The organism is Actinobacillus ureae ATCC 25976, from assembly GCF_000188255.1.
Classification (GTDB): domain Bacteria; phylum Pseudomonadota; class Gammaproteobacteria; order Enterobacterales; family Pasteurellaceae; genus Actinobacillus; species Actinobacillus ureae.
Window position 1 is genome coordinate 228,063 of sequence record NZ_GL831080.1, and the last position, 18,569, is coordinate 246,631.

An 18,569-nucleotide genomic window follows, 5' to 3' on the forward strand; every position below is an offset into this window, starting at 1 on the left:
CCCCTAAAAATAAGTAGAAATCGCCAAAACTATGCTTAAAAAGCTGAGGCAACATTGATGTTTTTTTTAAATTTAATCATAATTTATACCTGAAAACGCTATTATTAAAAAATGGGTTGCTTTCTACAGATTAAAAACCACTACTTTTGCTTTCTCCGGTTGTCTCATTTCTGACCACAAACCAAGCATGCCCGCCTGATAAGCGTTTTATATTCGTTTTACGTTCAAAATCCTTATAATATTTTGCTCCTGCCTTAGCAAAATAAAAGGTGGTAGTATATCTGTTTTCCATAAAAATCTCCTTAAATTGTATTAACGTGGTTTAATCGGAAATATTCCAAAGAATACTTCAATATTTTTATAGTATTCTTTCGGTATGAAATTAGTAACGACGATTTTATAGCTAGATTGGGGTTCAAAGTAATGACAATCATCTTTTTCATATTCACTATAAAGATACGTATCAATAAGCCAGTATTTTTTTCCATTTATTATTCGATCACCGTGACCGTAAATAGCGTCTACATATAAATCATCTTGCCGTACTAATGTAGTATCTTTAAAGATTTTAATGCGTAGTTTAGGTCTATCCGCTACTTTCGAATAAAATTCCTTTTTGGGCAAATCATAAATAGGTCGATAGAGTTTATCGTAGTGTTCATAATAATCCTCAGCCTCTTTGACACTAAATCCTAATTTAAAACACCGTTTATCACTCACAATATAAGGGGTTTGATAATCTATAGTAATTTCATCTCGTTCACTAAGTGCAATAGGATAGTATCTATGATCTGCGACATCTTTGTACCATAAGTACGTATAAATTATTGTGCCGATAAAAAACAGCAGAAATGTAAAACACCAACGGTGTTCTTTTAAAAATGTAAGCATAATTTACCTTCTGATAACCTGCTCTATCCTATTAACCGGACTTAATAGAATGAATATTGATTAGTCACAGTATGTGCCGAAGATCTAAAGAAGACAAGTTCTAGAAAAGCTAAAGAATGTGATATTTATCACAATATCATTAAGTTTAGAGTATGGGAAAACTGTTGTCGATGGTAAACAGCTTTATACAAAAGACAAGATTCTATACATTTCGTTAGTATAAAATTTTACGAAAAAGCCCTAATTCTTCCGAACCAGAGCTTTTCGATTTATCGTAGCAGAATAAAATTGGCGTTATAACTTAGTTAAATCTACTAACGCATCACGGGTAATATCGCTAATTTTTTGGTTACTGGTTAACGTCATTGCCACATGCATTTCTTTTTTGAAGATATCCAACATATTTTCTACGCCGGCTTTGCCTGCCGCACCGAGGGCATAAACAAATGAACGTCCGATCATCGTTGCATCTGCGCCTAATGCAAGCATACGCACAATATCTAAGCCATTTCGAATACCTGAATCGGCTAAAATCTTAATATCGCCTTTTACTGCATCTGCAATAGAAGGAAGCGCTCTTGCACTTGATAATGCGCCGTCTAGCTGACGGCCGCCGTGATTTGAAACCACAATACCATCCGCGCCGAAACGCACCGCATCTTTCGCATCTTCCGGATCTAAAATGCCCTTGATTACCATTGAACCGTCCCAAAAATCACGAATCCATTCCAAATCTTTCCATGAGATTGACGGATCGAAGTTTTCGCCTAACCAAACGACGTAATCATCTAAACCGACCGCTTTACCAGTGTACGCCGAAACGTTACCTAGCGTATGTGGTTTGCCTTTAATGCCGACATCCCACGCCCAAAACGGATGGGCTACTGCTTGTAACGCACGGCGGATTTCTTTGTATTCACCGCTCATACCCGAATGGCGGTCACGATAGCGCGCCCCCGGTGTCGGCATATCCACGGTAAAGACTAAGGTTGAACAACCTGCCGCTTTGGCGCGTTCTAATACGTGTTTCATAAAACCACGGTCTTTTAATACATAAAGTTGGAACCACATTGGGCGTTTAATCGCTGCGGTTACTTCTTCAATCGGGCAAATCGATACGGTCGAAAGCGTGAACGGAATGCCTTTATTTTCCGCTGCTTGTGCCGCTTGCACTTCACCACGGCGAGCATACATCCCACAAGCGCCCACCGGCGCAAGCACAGCCGGCATCGCAAGTTTTTCACCAAATAATTCAATTTCGATATCAAGCTTCGACATATCTTTTAATACTCGTTGACGTAGTGCCAAATCAGCGAGATCGGTTACATTGCGTTCTAAGGTACGCTCAGCAAATGAGCCGCCGTCCGCATAATGAAACATAAACGGGGGAACACGGCGACGTGCAGCTTCACGATAGTCATTGGTTGATGAAATAATCATTTTTACCTCTTTATTCTAAATATTATGGAATTAACTTAAATGCGAATAATTAATATTTAAATTCTAAATCAAAAATGTTAGTGAAGATATAAAAACATGTGAATTTTTTGTAAAAGTGAGCTAAAGATCACACAAATTTTAAAAATATATGGAAAAGTAAGTAGCGCACAAGGAACAAGCGGTCAATTTTGGCAATTTTTTTGCAACTTGCGGTATTTAGCGCTTTTATTGCGATTGATTATCAACAAAGATTTGATTTTATACTAAAACAACAGAAATCTACTTATAAGGAAACAAAATGAATTGGACGCAGGAATTATTAAATTCTTTTTATTGGATTGCTACCGTGATGGGGATCATATTCGTTACTGCACCGCTGATTTCCCTGTTTTTAATCAAAATAACAAAATGGGGAGGACAATTTTGGTTTTTAAGTGCAGATTATTTTTCCATAAAACGGAGTATAAAACCTATCGCTTATTTCTTTACGGTGTTATTTTTCAGTTTGGTCACTGTGCGAATTGATATTTTGTTATCCGAGTGGAATAAGGCATTATATAATGCCTTGCAGCATTTAGATGCCGCCGAATTTTGGACACAAATTGCCGTATTTTCCGTGTTGGCAACGGTGCATATTGCCAATGCATTATTGATTTATTACGCGCAAAAAGCCTTCACCATTCACTGGCGAAAATGGGCGAATGAGGCAACTTTGGACAAATGGCTAGCAAGCCAAGCATATTATAAAATGTGTTCCTATGATGAAAAAATCGACAATCCCGATCAACGTATTCAACAAGATATCTCCGCTTACGTTAGCACTTCTTTAAGTTTATCTTTAGGCTTAATTAAAGCCGTTACGTCAATGGTTTCTTTTACCATCATTTTGTGGGGGTTATCCGGACCAATGCAAATTGGTGATTTTACTTTGCCACACGCTATGGTTTTTTTAGTCTTCATTTATGTGTTAGTGAGTACCGCATTTGCTTTTCAAATTGGTAAGCCTTTAATTGGGCTTAATTTTAACAATGAACGATTGAATGCAAATTACCGTTATGCTTTGGTACGGATAAAGGAATATGCTGAAAGTATCGCCTTTTTTAAGGGGGAGAAAATGGAAAAAAAATCAGCTAGTTATGCAATTTAATAATGTGATTGATAATTTGTGGCAGATTGTTTATCGAACGTTAAAATTTAATGGTTTTAATCTTGCAATTACTCAAATCTCGGTAATTTTCCCGTTTTTGATTCAAGCCACCCGCTTTTTTGAAAAGCAAATTCAATTGGGTGAATTGATGCAAACAGCACAAGCCTTTAGACGGGTGCAAACTTATCTTTCTTTTTTCCGTAACATTTATGATGATTTTGCCGGTTATCGTGCGGTGTTAGAACGTTTAAGCGGTTTTTATATGGTAGTAGATAAGGCACAAGGTGCGATAAATATTCAAAAAAGTGAGGCAGAAGATGAGGTGATTTTTGAAAAGCTTACGGTGAAAACCCCATCAGGAAATGTTCTCGTCAATGATCTTAATATTCATTTATCGGCTGGTGATTCGTTGCTGATTCAAGGTGTTTCGGGTATAGGAAAAACAACTTTATTACGGGCGGTTGCCGGTTTATGGCGATATGCGAAAGGACAGATTTCTTTTCCTGTTCACACATTATTTGTTGCTCAAAAGCCTTATTTACCACAAGGCAGATTGATCGATACGCTGTATTATCCAAATATTGCCCCTCAAAATATTGAAAGGGATAAATTGATTGTCATTTTACATCAGGTTCAATTAGGACATCCTGCTTCTAAGTTAGAACAAGAAGCGAGCTGGATGAATATTTTATCTCTTGGGGAACAACAACGGCTTGCTTTTGCCCGTGTGTTACTTCACCGCCCGACAGCGATTTTCCTTGATGAATCAACATCGGCATTAGATGAACCTTTAGAAGAAAAAATGTACCTTCTGTTGAAAGAAGAACTGCCACAAAGCATTGTCATTAGTGTAGGTCATCGTTCCACTTTGATTCGTCATCATAAACAATGTTTGCAGTTAGATCTTGATGGCGAGTGGGCATTAACCTAAGGGGGATTCATTGACGTGCAATAACTTTTTGTAATGAAAGAGGGGATTCTTCCCCTCTTTTTCTGCGTTGCATTTGAATTTGTGATCTCGATCTCATTTTTTTCCTTCGTATTTTGGTATCCTATTGAAATTAAATGATAATGCTTCTTATTTGTATATGTGCTAAGGATCTTTTTATAATGAGAAAAACGCAAATTGCCATATTTATATCCTCTCTTTTTTTCACTTCCATTGCTTATGCGGAACACAGTAAACCAGATAATCAGTTAGATACAATTTTTGTAATTGCGAATGGTGCAGTTACGCCATCAGGTTCAATAAGTTTTTCAGAACAAGACATTGCTCGAATACCATTGAGAAACGGTAATATTTCGGAATTACTTAAAAATAATCCAGCAGTCCAGTTTAGTGGGACGACAAATAATTCTATACAGGCGGGGGAAATTGCACCTGATTTAATTAGTTTTCACGGTGAGCCTTACTACAACAATAGTTATTTAATTGATGGCTTATCAAATAATGATTTACTAAACCCCGGTTCTTCAAATGGCGGTTATAAATCAGCGGAAGATTTTACTCAACCGACCTCAATGTATATTGCTCCCGGTTCTCCCGAGTCTTTTTACGTAAACAGCCGCTTGCTCAGAAATGTAACGGTTTATGACAGCAATGTACCGGCAAAATATGGTCGTTTTACCGGCGGTGTCGTTGATGCCGAAATTAAAGATCCTGAATTATCCAAAGCAAGTGGTTCAATAAGTTATCGTACCACGCGCGATGCTTGGACGTCATTCCAACTTAATGATGAAGAACGGGCAAAATTTGATAATGCTTATGCGGAAAGCGATGTTCAACCCAAATTTACTAAGCATATTTTTGATTTCACTTTAAATCAGCCGATTAATGAGAAAGCGGGAATTTTGTTTAGCTATAACCGTACTCAATCCAAAATGCCTGAATATCATCAAGGATTAAATCGTTGGGAAAAAGAACGCCGTATAGCCGAAACATTTTTATTAAAAGGAAGTTCTCAGGTAAATGGCCAGCATAAATTATTGGCAACATTGTTATATTCTCCGCACAAAAATGTTTATTACAACGATAATGTTAAAAATGGACGCTATGTGGGCGAAGGCGGTGGCTGGCGTGCCAATATTGAATCGCAATATGCAGGCGATTGGGGGGCAGTAAAAACGACCCTTGCTTATCAATATAACCGTAACAAAATAGCCCACGATGCCGGTTATAGATATTACAATTGGTTGGGCGAAGGCTTGTTGGCAAACAGTGGTACACAATGGTGCAGTTATATAAATACTAAAACAGGCAAGTGCGATTATAAACGTGAAGGCGGAATTGGTGAGTTATCTTCCGAATTGAACACTTGGACAGTTAAGCAAGATTATGAATTGGATCGACTAAATTGGGGAATAACTGAACATAAATTGTTTTTTGGCTGGCAAATGGATTTTGCTTCTGCGAAATCTGAACGTCCTTATGCGGTGCGTTATATGTCCACGCCAAGAACGGACGTAAGACGCATTATTGTTGGACAAGGACAGGCATGTACAGATTGTATTCCAAACGAGCAATTCCAAAATAGTATGACCTACTATCCAGCATTTAGTACTAAAGTAAATCTGAATAACTATAACCTTTATTTTTCTGATGAAATTTATTGGCAACAGGTTAAGTTTATACCGGGAGTAAATGTTAACTATGATAATTTTCAGAAAAATCTGAATATCGCCCCTCGTTTTTCGTTTAATATCAATGTATTAAATGACGATAATTTCAATATTACCGGAGGATATAATCGCTACTTTGCCAATAATATGTTGGCTTATGCTTTGCGTTCTACCATTCCTTGTCATCGTGGAAGCCATAAACGATTGACGGCTAATGGTGAATGGATTTTGGGGGATTGTGCGAAAAATTTCATCTCTTGGAATAATAGCCGTAATTTAAAAACACCTTATAGTGATGAATATAACCTTGGATTTAATTATACCTTGGCGGATCATCGCTTGGCATTTAACTGGGTGCATCGTAAAAGTGAACGACAATTTGTACCAGCAAAGCAAGATCCTAAAAATAAAACACCGAAAACGATGACAAATGGCGGTAAAGGGCAAACCAATACTTTCATTCTCAGTTTTCAAAATAATAAAGCCTATCATTTTAATAAGTTATCAATGAATTATCGTCTTGGGCTACGTTATCAACATCGAAATGTAAACTATCACGGTAACTATGATGAAAGTTTGGTTTTTGACCCGGCTGCCTTTAATAATAGATATTACCTTTTTGAAGGAAAACGTTATGCTTCTGTCAATGAACTTCCGCCATTTAACTTTAATCAGCCTTGGGAAGGCTTTATTGAACTTCAAACGGATTTTCCAGATTGGAATTTAAAATGGACACACGTGGTTAATTACAAAACCGGTTATAAGGCATATCACCGCTATGACGTTGCGCAGTGTGCTAATTCAAGTCAACCTCAAGCTTGTGGTGATTATGCGGGAGCAGTTTATGACTATCGTTTAAAAAAATATAGTGGAAAAGCGGCATTGGATTGGCACTTACTTTGGTCCTTACCCGTTCGTGAACAAAAAATTGAGGTGAATCTTGATGTACTAAATGTATTTAATAGCCGAGTTGCAACAAGTAGCCTAAGTTCACAATATTTAGGGGGAACGGAAAGTCAAAACCCAACAAGTTATCAATTAGGTCGTCAGTTTTGGTTAGGTATTGGCTATTATTGGTAGTTAATAAGGAATATTCATTAAAAAATGTGTTAGTTGTTTACGACCTAATGCCATTCGTCTTTATTTTATGGAGCTTATTTTGCGTAGCATCATTTGTATTTTGTTATTTTTAATCTCAACAACCACATTTTCCAATCCGCTAACACCAATACAGGGACAGTTAGAAAATGGGTTACGTTATACTGTTTTACCCCTTCATATTCAGCTCAAAAGAGTAGATGTGATTATGAGGGTTTATGCCGGTGCAATAGATGAAACAGAAAACCAAAGTGGTGTAGCACATATGGTTGAGCATATGGCATTTCGTGCGACGGAATCCTATTCACAAGGAATAATGCCTTATCTTCATCAACAGGGATGGCTAAGAGGAAAAAATTATAACGCTTTTACTAATCAGGAGAACACTACTTATATTTATATGCCACCGAAACATTTCAATCTAATGCAAACATTGGAGGTGGTAAAACAAATGCTTTTTAAAGCGGAAATTAGGGCTGCTGATTGGGACAGTGAGCGGAAAATTATTTTAGAAGAGTGGCGTACAAGAGATAGTGCCAAACGCTGACTTTTTGAACAACGTCAAAGTTCTCAACGTGCTAATTCTCGTTACGAAAATCGTCTAGTAATCGGTTCACAAAAAAGCATTAATACAATGCCAGTCATAGAATTACAACAGTATTACAAAATGTGGTATGTTCCCAACAATATGCAATTATTGCTTGTCGGAGATATTCAACCTAATGAAGCAGAAAAATTGATTCGGGAGTATTTTGCTGATTTGCCACGAAAAACACTTCCTATTCGAGACAAAGATTATTATGAACCGAAATTAACCAAACAAATTAAGGTCGATCGCCTTGGCGATGCACAGAATAGTAATAGCCAAGTGAATTATTTATGGCGGTTTGATGACAGTGCAAGTCAAGCTCAAACGGAAATGGGGTTTGCCCAACATCTTATTGATCAGCTGGCGTTGAATAGTTTAAGCCAACGTTTCAGAGAAGAAAAAAATCAACTTCCGACTGCACTGTCTTCCTTATCAGCACGTAAAATACCCGTAGGAAAAACCACATCTGCTTTAGTTTTTTCAGCGAATGTAGAAAAACAATCGCACCGCATTGGAGCAAAATATCTTATTGAGCAAGCCGAACGATTAAAACATTATCTAGTTACACAGACAGAATTAGATAAGCAAAAAGAGAAAATCTTATTGCAACTGGAAAATGACAAGCTCAATCAACAAAATTTTACTTTTGAAGATTGGGTGCAAACAATGATTAGCACCTTACTGAGTGATAAACGCTATTACAGTCAGGATCAAATTGAAAAAATGACGAAGGAAGAAATAGCGAAGATCGGTTTAGCGGAGGTGAATCAACGCATTCAACATTGGTTAAATGCACCGGATCAAATTTTGCAATATATGCCGCCGTTGAATGTTGAGATTCCGCCTATTTTGCCTGTGGAAGTACAACAATGGTGGCTGGCGGCAAAACAGGCTGATTTAACCGTTCCGCCGGAAAGTGCAAAAGAAAAAATGACACTCCCCCCCCTAAAACAAGCGGGAAGTATCGTGAAAGAGCAACGTTTTCCGGATCAACATACGGTGCGTTGGACACTTTCTAACGGCGATATTGTGGTTTGGTTAAAATCCCCTCTTGCGAAAAATAAAACCTATTTTGTTGCACAAAGTCAGGCTGGCTCCAATGCACCGATTATCCAAGATTGGAAAGGCAAACTTGCCATACAACTTATCGGCAATAATGCACCATTAAATTGGACACGTAATCAAATGGTGGAATGGAAAGAAAATCATCATATTCCGCTTGTTATTCGTCAGAGTTTTGACAAATTAAATATTCTAAGCACGGTTGAGAATGACAAATTTTCCGATTTACTTCGCTTCTACTATGCCCAACAGAAAGAAACCACGATAAAAGAGGAATTTGAAAGAACCAAGACAGACATGATTCACCGTATTGAATTACAAGCACATTCTGATGAATTTAAACGAAATTTAGCCTGGGAAACCTTTGTTTACGGACATCCTATCAATCCGCAACCGATAGTGCAGCAGGTCGAAAAATTAACAGAAGCCGAACTGATGCAGCAATGGCAGGCACTTTCTAACGTACCGGTTACTTACTTCATTGTGAATGATATGGAGGAAAGCAAAGTGTGGTCACTTTTGGTTCAGAATTTGACTCCGATTGAGAAAGGAAAAGCCATTTCAAGCAAACCACTAAAAGTACTCGCTGGTAATGCAGAGGAAAAATTTGCAATGAATCCTGAGCCAAAGGATAACGTTTATATCGCTTGGTTTACACAGGATAACTGGGAGGCAAAAAAAGCCCTAATGGTTGAGTTTGCAAGCAGTATTGCCTCTGAAAAATTAAGCCAAAAAATGCGAGATGAAACCTTAGGGATTTATAGCAAACGATTTAAAAGCCGTCTGCAAGGAGAAACCAACCGCATACAAACAACCTTAACCTTTTCTTCCAATCCGGAAATAACGGAAAAGCTGATTGAAATTGCCAAACAGGTCTTAATTGATTTGCCAAAGAGTATTACCTCTGAAGAATTTGCTACGGTGAAACGCTATTTTTATCAAACGGAAGAAAGTCAGCAGCAGTCCGCTGAGGCGTGGTTGGAACGTTTAATTTATAGCGAAAACCATTTTCACACGCCGCAATATTTAACGGAAATTAAACCGCTAGTGGAAATTATTACGCTTGATGAGGTAAGAGAAGTCGCGAAATATCTCTATAATTCCGAAAATCAGAGGGTGTTTATTACCACACCGAAAAAGTAGATGTATGACGATGAATAAAATAGCCAGTAAAGCCGTATTATGTAGTAAACATACAAAGAGAAAATAATGTGACAGGTAGGGACTCGATATGCACATCCTTGTGAAGAACTTAAATAATTTCAACGAGTTAATATTGTGGATACCTGCGTGACATCCCTCCTTTTTCCAAAGAACCCTTCGTTGTGCAATTGCTACATAATACCGACAACTTGCAAAAGTCACGGCAAAAACGACCGCTTATCTGTTAATTGAAGTGAATCTTCAGACTTGAGGCAAAGCGTGCTTTAAGCTGTGTATAAAGCTCCGGCTCATGACGCAATGCTTTATCGAAAGAAGGCATCATTTGTTCCAGTTTAGCTTGCCATTCAGGCAGTTCATCAGCAAAGCAACAGCGTACGACATCTAACATCGCTTTTACCGAAGTGGATGCGCCCGGAGACGCACCAAGCAACACCGCAAGCGAGCCGTCTTGAGCGTGAATCACTTCCGTACCGAAACGCATATCGTTTTGGCGAATGACTTGTACACGCTGACCGGCAACTAACAAATCCCAATCTTCGCTTTTGGCATTCGGCATAAACTCACGCAGCTCCGCCATACGCTGCTCTTTGGTTAACATTGCTTGTTTTACCAAATAATTTGCTAACGGTAAGTTTTTTACCCCGGCGATCATCACCGAGCTAAAATTAGCCGGACGGATAGAAGTGATCAAATCGAAATGGCTGCCTTGTTTTAAGAATTTGGTAGTAAAGCCAGCAAAAGGTCCAAACAATAGCGTTTGTTTGCCATTGATAAAACGGCTATCTAAGTGAGGAACCGACATTGGCGGCGCACCGACTTTTGCTTTGCCATACACTTTAGCATGATGTTGGGCAATCACTTGCGGATTGTTACACACCATAAATAAGCCACTGACCGGAAAGCCACCAATACTTTTTGCCTCAGCAATGCCGGACTTCTGTAATAAATGCAAACTACCGCCGCCACAGCCGATAAACACAAACTTGCTACGATGTTTACGCAACCGATTTGAAGCATCAACGACGGAAAGCTCCCACTCACCATTCGGTAATCTAACTAAATCCGACACTTGACAATTTAAGTTTAATTCCACAACTTGTGAAGCTAAATAAGCGAATAATTTACGAGTTAACGCACCGAAATTGACATCGGTACCTTCCGCCATATAACTGGCGGCAACTGGCTGATTAACGGAGCGATCCGCCATCATCAACGGCATCCATTGTGCCAATTGCCCCGGCGCTTGGCTAAATTGCATACTAGCAAAAAAATGATGTTGGACTAATGCGTGATAACGTTTTTTCAGAAAAGCGACATCAGTCTCACCTTGTACAAAGCTAATATGCGGAATTGGCCGAATAAACGCCTGCGGATGTCCGATTTTACCCGTTTCAACCAAGTAACTCCAAAGCTGTAACGAAAGCTGAAAATCTTCGAAAATTTTCAACGCTCGTTCGGTTTCAATTTCACCGTTCGTTTGCAATGCGGTGTAATTCAGCTCACACAATGCCGCATGACCGGTGCCTGCATTATGCCATTCGTTTGAGCTTTCTAAGCCTACTGCCGATAATTTTTCAAAGACACTGACGGTCTTGTGAGGCGCGAGTTCTTTTAACAACGTACCTAAGGTTCCGCTCATAATCCCAGCCCCGATTAAGGAGACATCCGAAAATGAGGAAGCAGCAGAAGGCGAATTACTCATATTAGTCCTTATTAAATTGTTGTTAAGTTTTTGTGAAATTATACCGTGAAACAGGTAGCAAAAATGTGAATTAGATCACACTTTTATAAACTCTATGCAGAAATAAGACAAAATAAAAGCGGTCACTTTCGGGCAAAATTTTGCAAAAAAGTAACCACTTATACACAGGCAAATACCTTATAGATCGTCAAGCAAAGAATTTGCCCTTTTCGGCTGATAATGCAAATTCAATTGCGCCGGCACGGAAGTCTGTCCCTGTGGGGTGTCAACTTTTGCCGCCGGAATAAAAATCAAGCGAATACTGTCATCATCAAACACCATAAACCATTTTTGATCAGTAGGTAACTCCTGCCCTAACGTGATGTTACCGGAAATGTACGTCGGCTCACCGTATTGTTGGCGTAAACCTTGGCTCACACGATCTCGCTCATGCGTCACCAGCACAAGATTAATTAATTCTAATTTCTGATCAGCAAAACGAATAATAGCTTTAATCGGCTGCTTGGCAAATTTAAACTGATTACAACGCCAAACATTATTTGCATCAAGCTCTTCCCACATACTTAGACACAATTTTCTCTTACGCACCTCATCAATCGAGCTGCCAAATTTCATATCTTTATAGCCCTCGGCAGCCGATACATTTAAACCGAACAGGCTGATTAATAAAATTAGCAATTTTTTCATTAGTTTCCTCAGTAAGCGGTCAAATTTGCAAAAATTTTTGCAAAATCAACCACTTGTCTATTAGGGTTGCGCCCTATTTACATTCAAAACTGGTGGCTTTGTTTTCGTCTCCGCCAATATAAGTCGCAATTTTCGGATATGGACACAGCGGCATTTCTTTCGCTTTATTTGACATCTCAGACCCAGCTTTTGCAAGGATAAAATCAGGCGCTTTGCCCTCATCCGTCCATTGCTCTAATGCCGTAAGCGGATCGAAATTCTCCGTTGCCGAGCCCATACCGCAATGGTTCATACCCGGCACCATAAACACCCGAGCAAAACCTTGTACGTCTTGCATATTCACCTGCAATTGGTTATACCAATCACGTAAATCATGTGCGGAGAATACCGGATCAGACACGCCTTCAAAGATAATCATCTTACCGCCCTTCGCTTGTAAGTAAGATAAATCCGTTTCATCGGCATCGTTTACCCCAGCAATTTCAGCTGTTTTGGCAACATCTTTATCAAAATCGAATGTGAGCATATCAAACGCCGGATTATGCGGTGTCATAAAATATTGCGCTAAACTTTGTACGCCCATCATAAAATTGATGGCATTCGGTTCAGCCGTTTGCGAAGAACCGTGTTTCCACACACGCCAGCCATTGGTATTTAGCCCTGCGTCATAAGGCCAAGAAGCATATACGTTTTCACCTTGGCTGTTTTTCGCCCCGCCAAAAATCGCATTTAATAACGCAACTTTTTGTTCCGCACGCTCACCTAATTCCGCTTTTACCATTTCCGGTTTAAAGCCGCACTGTTCCCAAGCGTTAATGATACCATCCGCTAAGCCGTCTTTGGCATCACATTGTTTAAGCACGCCTTTTACCACCACATCTAAATCCGCTTGCGTCAGTGCATTGGCAACAATTTTTTCGCCTTTTTCATTGGTTGGCGCATACTTCAAGAAATGTTGGTTATCCCACGCTTCCGCCACGGCAGCTCTTGATAAACGAAAACCCGGGTTGCCGGCTACCACGCCGTCAAACTCTTGCGGATAACGCATTGCCGCTTGCATCGCCTCTCGTCCGCCATTCGAGCAGCCCATGAAGAAGCTCTTGCTCGGCTTTGTTTGATACATTTGTTCGATCAGTTGTTTAGCGACTACAGTTACCTTACCGGTGGAAGCCAACGCATAACCACGAGAAAGAGCCGGTAAAGCATCCGAACCACGTACCGGTGTTTTACCAATTGCAGGGGAAACGATGCCATTTGTGCCGCCTCCGCCTTGAAATAAGAATTTCTTATTCCATTGTTCCGGTAAGAGAAGTTGGAAACCTATCGCATACGGTTTGCCGTTTACCCCGATACGTTTTTCGATTTCACCGGTGACAATACTAATGCGCACCAGCGGTAACCGGCTTAGCACTCGCACCACTCATCGCCACATTCTTATCTTGGGGTAATTCACCGGCTGGCAACCATTCGGTTTTGATAAGCTGCGTATCGTAAATTTTCGCCTCTTTTAATGCGGCACATTGTTGCGCTGCCAATAAATCAGATTGCGTTGTTGCGTGTGCCAGCTGGCTTACACCCATTAGCGCTAGCGCACAGGAAATTGCCGTGAGTTTGTGCATAAGTTCACTTCCTTATCATCATGTCATCAAAATAATTGCCGTCTAATAATACCGACCTTTAAAAGCGTTAATTGCCGCCAGTCCGAAGAAAAGACCAAATAAGAAATCGCCGAAACCATAGCTGGCAAAAAAGCAAAACATCAGCATAGATTGTCCAGCAAGCGCATCTAATTTTTCAGGCTGAGTTGCCAACCAGTATGCCCAAGCAGCGGCATATAACATTTTTTCTAAACAAAAAATTAATACTAAATGAGGTGTTAGCCAAAAACGACGGGCGACCGACCAATAAGCCAAGCCCCATAAAATAATCGCAATTTGACCAAGCCAAGAGAAAACGATTGGATCATTTTCCATTAAGGTGGGATTGGTGAAAAACTGAGTAAAACCTAAAATACCGACAAGATTATATAACCCTGCCAAAATAAAGCCCTGAATCGCAGACTGTTTACTTAACACGAAAACTCTCCATAAATAAATCTATTCCGCATACCCCTATATGGCAAACTAAGGATATGCAAGTTCGCATTCTAAGACTATTTTGCGAAATTTCATACAATCTATGGTGCATTGTTATACGAATATGTAATAAAAAAGCGGTCCGATTTGCAAAAAATTCGACAAATCGGACCGCTTGTTGACGGTTAGTGCTGCTGTGAATAGAAATGTTCCTTATTCACCAGTGCCTGAAGTTGAGGTAACAGCTGCACAATCAAACGCAATTGTTGTGTTAACACCAAGGCTAATCGGTCTTCTCCAGCTTGATTCGCAATTTCAAATTGATTTAACGCCTGATCTATGTCCGCTAGCTGTTGATCAATATGCGCACCGCTAACTTTTGCATAAGTCATTTCATCTAAAACCTTCACCACTTTCTTACCTTGGCTAAAGAATATAATGGCGGAAAAATCAATATGATGATTCAGTTCATGACTTTCTACCCGATAAGCACCCAATGCGGAAATATAACCCAACAACGTATAAGTTACCCCCAATAGAGTTGGGGCAAAATGCAGCGCATTTTGATATTTTTGCGGCTCGCTATGCATATTTGAAATCACCGCACTCAACGCTGAAATATGATTATGAACATCTCGGCGTGCCACTCGATAGCCAAGCTGATCGTTATAACCGAACTGCAACTGCGCCAAAATATGGCGTAAATATTGTCCGCTTGCTTTCAGCGTATTCTGTAAATTTTTATGTAAATTTAAATATTTCCAGTCCGGATAAATAAACGAAACCGCCAACCACGCAATTGCCGTGCCTAACAATGTATCAAACAAGCGAGGTAATAACGCATTTTGTGCGCCTAAGCCCGCCACATCTAGGCTTACAAACACCAACAACGTAATAAAGAAAGTGGAAGAGCCGTAATTGCTTACCCTAAAAAAGTAATACAAACTGCCGGTTAAGGTAATTAGCCCCAATTGCGCTTCCAAACTCGGTGAAAAATATTGGAAACAATAGCCGACAACCACCCCGAGCATTGTTCCAATCACTCGCTGAATTAAACGTTTTTTGGTGGCGGAATAATTCGGTTGGCAAACGAAAATAGCGGTCAGCAAAATCCAGTAGCCTTTGTTATCTAAGCCGGATAAAAACACGATTAAACTACAAGCAAGCACCACCAACGACAAACGTAACGCATGGCGAAATAGCTGCGAAGAAAGCGTGCATTGGCTGCGAATCGCCGAAAACATATTGCGTAAACCTGAGACGTTTTCCGCCGTTAAGCGGGCGGATTTGGCAAAATCTTTGCGTAAATTATCTACTGACGTCTGTTGCTCAATTTGGCTTAACTGCCCTTCAATATTGCGTAAGTTCTCGGCAATTGATAGCCAACGATGCGCACTATGTAGCCCTCTTGCCTGATGATAATTCAATGAATTCAACAAACCTTGTAGCGCTTTCTCGCCCCGCACACTGTGTTGATAGCTATCTCGATGACGCAGCGCTGAAGCGATTCGTTGGCAAGCTATCGCCTGAAGTTCCATTACCCGCTGAAAACGGAACATTAAATCGCTATTGCTGAGTTGTTGAAAAAGTTCATGGTATTGATAATGGCTGGAACTTGCGCGTTCTAAAATATCTTGCGCAGTAAAGTAATAGCGCAATAAACGGCGGGTGCGGACATGGCGATGTTGCCCTTGTAAACGATAAAACAGCGAAACTCGAGTTTGGTCGAAAGCCGCCATCACTTGCTGATTTGCCTTTGCCAACGCCAATTGCTTAGCCGGCAAATCATCATCGTCCGGATCAAAATATTCTGATTTTGCCTGTAAATAAGCGGCTAACGCATCATATGCTTTCGCTAAGTTTTCCTGCACCAAACGATTCGGAAAACATAAATGCACGACAATACTGACCAACCCATATAACAGCGCACCGGCTAAAATCATTAACGGACTGCCGTACCAACTATCGTCTGCGCTGTAGGTTAGGCAAGTATAAACCGACACAATTAACGTGCCGAAAGCAATCGTACTATAACGCTGCCCAATCGCCCCCAACATCACTAACGCAAAAGTACTGACCATTGCCACCGGCAAAAACAACCAACCTACGCTAAGCGACCACTGCGCACTCAAAGTGGATAACGAAAAAGCGACTAAACTCAGCGTTAAATTCTTCACTCTGCCGATTAAGCTACTATCCAAATCCACCAAACCGCCGGCAATTACCCCCAATACTAACGGCATAGCGAGGTGTGACATCCGTAATTGCCACACCACAATCGAAACAAGGTTTATCGTAATAAAAATAGGGAGAGTTTTGATGATATTTTCCGATAACCAATCGGTTTGAATCTTTTTGAATAGGCTTTTCATAGGCTATAAGCGGTCAAATTTGTGCAAAAGTTTGCAAATTTTAAAGCAAATTTAACCACTTACAAAAGAGAATGCACACATATTTCTTTGCACGTTGCACAAGTAATGAAGATTTTAAAAATTTGTGCAAATAATCACGCCTTTTGCATTGACTCATGAAGGATAATGGCTAGAATCAGATAAATCACGCTTAATATAAAGGATCCATCCCAAATGAACTTATACAACATCAAACACCCCGAAGAACAAGTTAACTTCGCACAAGGCGTTCGTCAAGGTTTAGGTAAAGATCAGGGTTTATTTTTCCCTGAAGTATTACCCAAATTTGATGATATCGATGCATTACTCGCTTTACCTTTAGTTGAGCGCAGTCAAAAAATTCTTGCGGCACTCATCGGTGACGAACTTCTGCAAGAGACGGTAAATGCCATGGTAAAAAATGCATTTACTTTCCCTGCACCACTTGCCAAAGTAAATGACGATATTTACGCACTTGAGCTATTCCACGGTCCGACATTGGCGTTTAAAGATTTCGGCGGTCGTTTTATGGCGCAAGCACTTGCCAGCGTGCGTGGTGACGGCAGAATCACCATTTTAACCGCAACCTCAGGTGACACCGGTGCGGCGGTAGCACACGCATTCTACGGCTTAGAAAATATCAATGTGGTGATCCTTTATCCGAAAGGCAAAATCAGCCCATTACAAGAAAAATTATTCTGTACCTTAGGCGGCAACATTCGTACCGTAGCGATTGAATCAGATTTTGACGCTTGCCAAGCGTTAGTAAAACAAGCGTTTGACGATACCGAATTACGGCAAATGATCAGCTTAAACTCAGCAAACTCAATCAATATCAGCCGTTTATTAGCGCAAGTTTGTTATTACTTTGAAGCGGTAGCGCAATTACCGAAAGCAAAACGTTCTGACGTCGTGATTTCAGTACCAAGCGGTAACTTTGGTAACTTAACCGCAGGTTTAATCGCAAAAACCTTAGGTTTACCAATCAAACGTTTTATCGCTTCAACCAATGCGAACGACACCGTGCCACGTTATTTAAAATCAGGCAAATGGGAACCGAATGCAACGGTTGCGACCCTTTCAAACGCAATGGACGTAAGCCGCCCGAACAACTGGCCGCGTGTGGAAGAATTATTTAAACGCAACGGCTGGGCGTTAACCGATTTAGGTTCGGCTGCATTAAATGATGCAGAAACCGAAGCGGTATTAAAAGCACAATATGCGGAAGGTTACTTATGCGAACCGCACGGTGCGATCGCTTACCAAGTGTTAAAAGATCAGCTTCAAGCAGGCGAAACCGGTATTTTCCTCTGCACCGCTCACCCTGCGAAATTCAAAGAAAGCGTAGAACGTATTCTTAACATCGAATTACCGTTACCGGAAGTATTGGATAAACATAACAAAATGGAACTTTTATCTGACACAATGCCGGCAGATTTTGCAAAATTACGTGAATATTTATTAGCAGGTAACTAATCTAGCTATTAAAACAAAAGCGCTCAGAAAATGATCTGCCCCCCAAAAGTTGGACTAAACCTCCAACAGATTAAGGTGCAGATTTTTTATGACTAAATATAACTCGCTATTCAAACAACAAGTCATCGAGTTTTATCATTCAAAATGACAAAAATCGTTTATTCACTCAACGACATTTTCAATTATCCAAGAAAACCTTAACTCGATGGATTGCTCAATTTAATCATAA

13 protein-coding genes and 2 pseudogenes are annotated in these 18,569 nt (G+C 40.0%); 6 read left to right on the forward strand and 9 right to left on the reverse strand.

Annotated elements, in window-relative coordinates:
• Window positions 1-130 precede the first annotated feature (130 nt).
• The 3 genes from HMPREF0027_RS11870 to lldD all read right to left on the reverse strand — a co-directional run bounded on the left by HMPREF0027_RS11870 (window position 131) and on the right by lldD (window position 2,331).
• A complete protein-coding gene (locus tag HMPREF0027_RS11870; RefSeq protein ID WP_005621424.1) occupies window positions 131-292 on the reverse strand; it encodes a hypothetical protein in 162 nt (53 codons plus the stop codon).
• A 20-nt stretch (window positions 293-312) separates the two neighbouring features.
• A complete protein-coding gene (locus HMPREF0027_RS01145) occupies window positions 313-891 on the reverse strand; it encodes a hypothetical protein (RefSeq protein WP_005621426.1) in 579 nt (192 codons plus the stop codon).
• A 294-nt stretch (window positions 892-1,185) separates the two neighbouring features.
• The gene (gene lldD / locus HMPREF0027_RS01150) at window positions 1,186-2,331 is read right to left on the reverse strand and encodes an FMN-dependent L-lactate dehydrogenase LldD (protein ID WP_005621427.1); all 1,146 of its coding nucleotides are present in this window, start codon (window positions 2,329-2,331) and stop codon (window positions 1,186-1,188) included.
• Between the two features lie 298 nt (window positions 2,332-2,629).
• Between lldD and HMPREF0027_RS12885 the strand changes: the two are divergent.
• The 4 genes and pseudogenes from HMPREF0027_RS12885 to HMPREF0027_RS01165 all read left to right on the forward strand — a co-directional run bounded on the left by HMPREF0027_RS12885 (window position 2,630) and on the right by HMPREF0027_RS01165 (window position 9,989).
• Window positions 2,630-4,409 (forward strand): annotated as a pseudogene (locus HMPREF0027_RS12885) (ABC transporter ATP-binding protein/permease).
• A gap of 179 nt (window positions 4,410-4,588) precedes the next feature.
• Window positions 4,589-7,177 carry a TonB-dependent receptor gene (locus tag HMPREF0027_RS01160; RefSeq protein ID WP_044024205.1) on the forward strand — a complete coding sequence of 863 codons (2,589 nt, stop codon included), beginning with the start codon at window positions 4,589-4,591 and terminating at the stop codon, window positions 7,175-7,177.
• Window positions 7,178-7,256: 79 nt separating this feature from the next.
• Window positions 7,257-7,742 (forward strand): M16 family metallopeptidase, encoded by a 486-nt coding sequence (locus HMPREF0027_RS11290; RefSeq protein ID WP_052301755.1) that lies wholly within the window; start codon window positions 7,257-7,259, stop codon window positions 7,740-7,742.
• An 87-nt stretch (window positions 7,743-7,829) separates the two neighbouring features.
• Window positions 7,830-9,989: a M16 family metallopeptidase gene (locus tag HMPREF0027_RS01165; RefSeq protein ID WP_005621432.1), complete on the forward strand. Its 2,160-nt coding sequence runs from the start codon at window positions 7,830-7,832 to the stop codon at window positions 9,987-9,989.
• 244 nt (window positions 9,990-10,233) lie between these two features.
• Here HMPREF0027_RS01165 and mqo read toward each other — a convergent pair whose 3' ends face one another.
• The 6 genes from mqo to yccS all read right to left on the reverse strand — a co-directional run bounded on the left by mqo (window position 10,234) and on the right by yccS (window position 16,846).
• A complete protein-coding gene (gene mqo, locus HMPREF0027_RS01170; RefSeq protein ID WP_005621434.1) occupies window positions 10,234-11,712 on the reverse strand; it encodes a malate dehydrogenase (quinone) in 1,479 nt (492 codons plus the stop codon).
• 177 nt (window positions 11,713-11,889) lie between these two features.
• Window positions 11,890-12,399: a hypothetical protein gene (locus HMPREF0027_RS01175; protein WP_005621437.1), complete on the reverse strand. Its 510-nt coding sequence runs from the start codon at window positions 12,397-12,399 to the stop codon at window positions 11,890-11,892.
• 73 nt (window positions 12,400-12,472) lie between these two features.
• A complete protein-coding gene (locus HMPREF0027_RS01180) occupies window positions 12,473-13,789 on the reverse strand; it encodes a tannase/feruloyl esterase family alpha/beta hydrolase (protein WP_005621441.1) in 1,317 nt (438 codons plus the stop codon).
• Window positions 13,779-14,018, reverse strand: a complete 240-nt coding sequence (locus HMPREF0027_RS12320) for a hypothetical protein (protein WP_005621444.1) — start codon at window positions 14,016-14,018, stop codon at window positions 13,779-13,781. Before HMPREF0027_RS12320 ends, HMPREF0027_RS01180 begins: the two co-directional genes overlap by 11 nt.
• Window positions 14,019-14,060: 42 nt before the next feature.
• Window positions 14,061-14,474, reverse strand: a complete 414-nt coding sequence (locus HMPREF0027_RS01185; RefSeq protein WP_005621446.1) for a hypothetical protein — start codon at window positions 14,472-14,474, stop codon at window positions 14,061-14,063.
• Window positions 14,475-14,659: 185 nt separating this feature from the next.
• Window positions 14,660-16,846 carry a YccS family putative transporter gene (gene yccS / locus HMPREF0027_RS01190; RefSeq protein WP_005621450.1) on the reverse strand — a complete coding sequence of 729 codons (2,187 nt, stop codon included), beginning with the start codon at window positions 16,844-16,846 and terminating at the stop codon, window positions 14,660-14,662.
• Between the two features lie 213 nt (window positions 16,847-17,059).
• Between yccS and thrC the strand changes: the two genes are divergently transcribed.
• Together thrC and HMPREF0027_RS11450 are read left to right on the forward strand one after the other, a co-directional pair.
• Window positions 17,060-18,340, forward strand: coding sequence for a threonine synthase (gene thrC, locus HMPREF0027_RS01195; protein WP_005621454.1), 1,281 nt, complete (start codon window positions 17,060-17,062; stop codon window positions 18,338-18,340).
• An 88-nt stretch (window positions 18,341-18,428) separates the two neighbouring features.
• A pseudogene (locus HMPREF0027_RS11450) lies at window positions 18,429-18,569 on the forward strand (helix-turn-helix domain-containing protein); the annotation flags it as partial.

What these genes read in the sequence shown, in the direction of transcription:
- HMPREF0027_RS11870 (WP_005621424.1), bottom strand. Translation starts at nt 292, where the DNA reads ATGGAAAACAGATATACTACCACCTTTTATTTTGCTAAGGCAGGAGCA.
- HMPREF0027_RS01145 (WP_005621426.1), bottom strand. Translation starts at nt 891, where the DNA reads ATGCTTACATTTTTAAAAGAACACCGTTGGTGTTTTACATTTCTGCTG.
- lldD (WP_005621427.1), bottom strand. Translation starts at nt 2,331, where the DNA reads ATGATTATTTCATCAACCAATGACTATCGTGAAGCTGCACGTCGCCGT.
- HMPREF0027_RS01160 (WP_044024205.1), top strand. Translation starts at nt 4,589, where the DNA reads ATGAGAAAAACGCAAATTGCCATATTTATATCCTCTCTTTTTTTCACT.
- HMPREF0027_RS01165 (WP_005621432.1), top strand. Translation starts at nt 7,830, where the DNA reads ATGCCAGTCATAGAATTACAACAGTATTACAAAATGTGGTATGTTCCC.
- mqo (WP_005621434.1), bottom strand. Translation starts at nt 11,712, where the DNA reads ATGAGTAATTCGCCTTCTGCTGCTTCCTCATTTTCGGATGTCTCCTTA.
- HMPREF0027_RS01175 (WP_005621437.1), bottom strand. Translation starts at nt 12,399, where the DNA reads ATGAAAAAATTGCTAATTTTATTAATCAGCCTGTTCGGTTTAAATGTA.
- HMPREF0027_RS12320 (WP_005621444.1), bottom strand. Translation starts at nt 14,018, where the DNA reads ATGCACAAACTCACGGCAATTTCCTGTGCGCTAGCGCTAATGGGTGTA.
- yccS (WP_005621450.1), bottom strand. Translation starts at nt 16,846, where the DNA reads ATGAAAAGCCTATTCAAAAAGATTCAAACCGATTGGTTATCGGAAAAT.
- thrC (WP_005621454.1), top strand. Translation starts at nt 17,060, where the DNA reads ATGAACTTATACAACATCAAACACCCCGAAGAACAAGTTAACTTCGCA.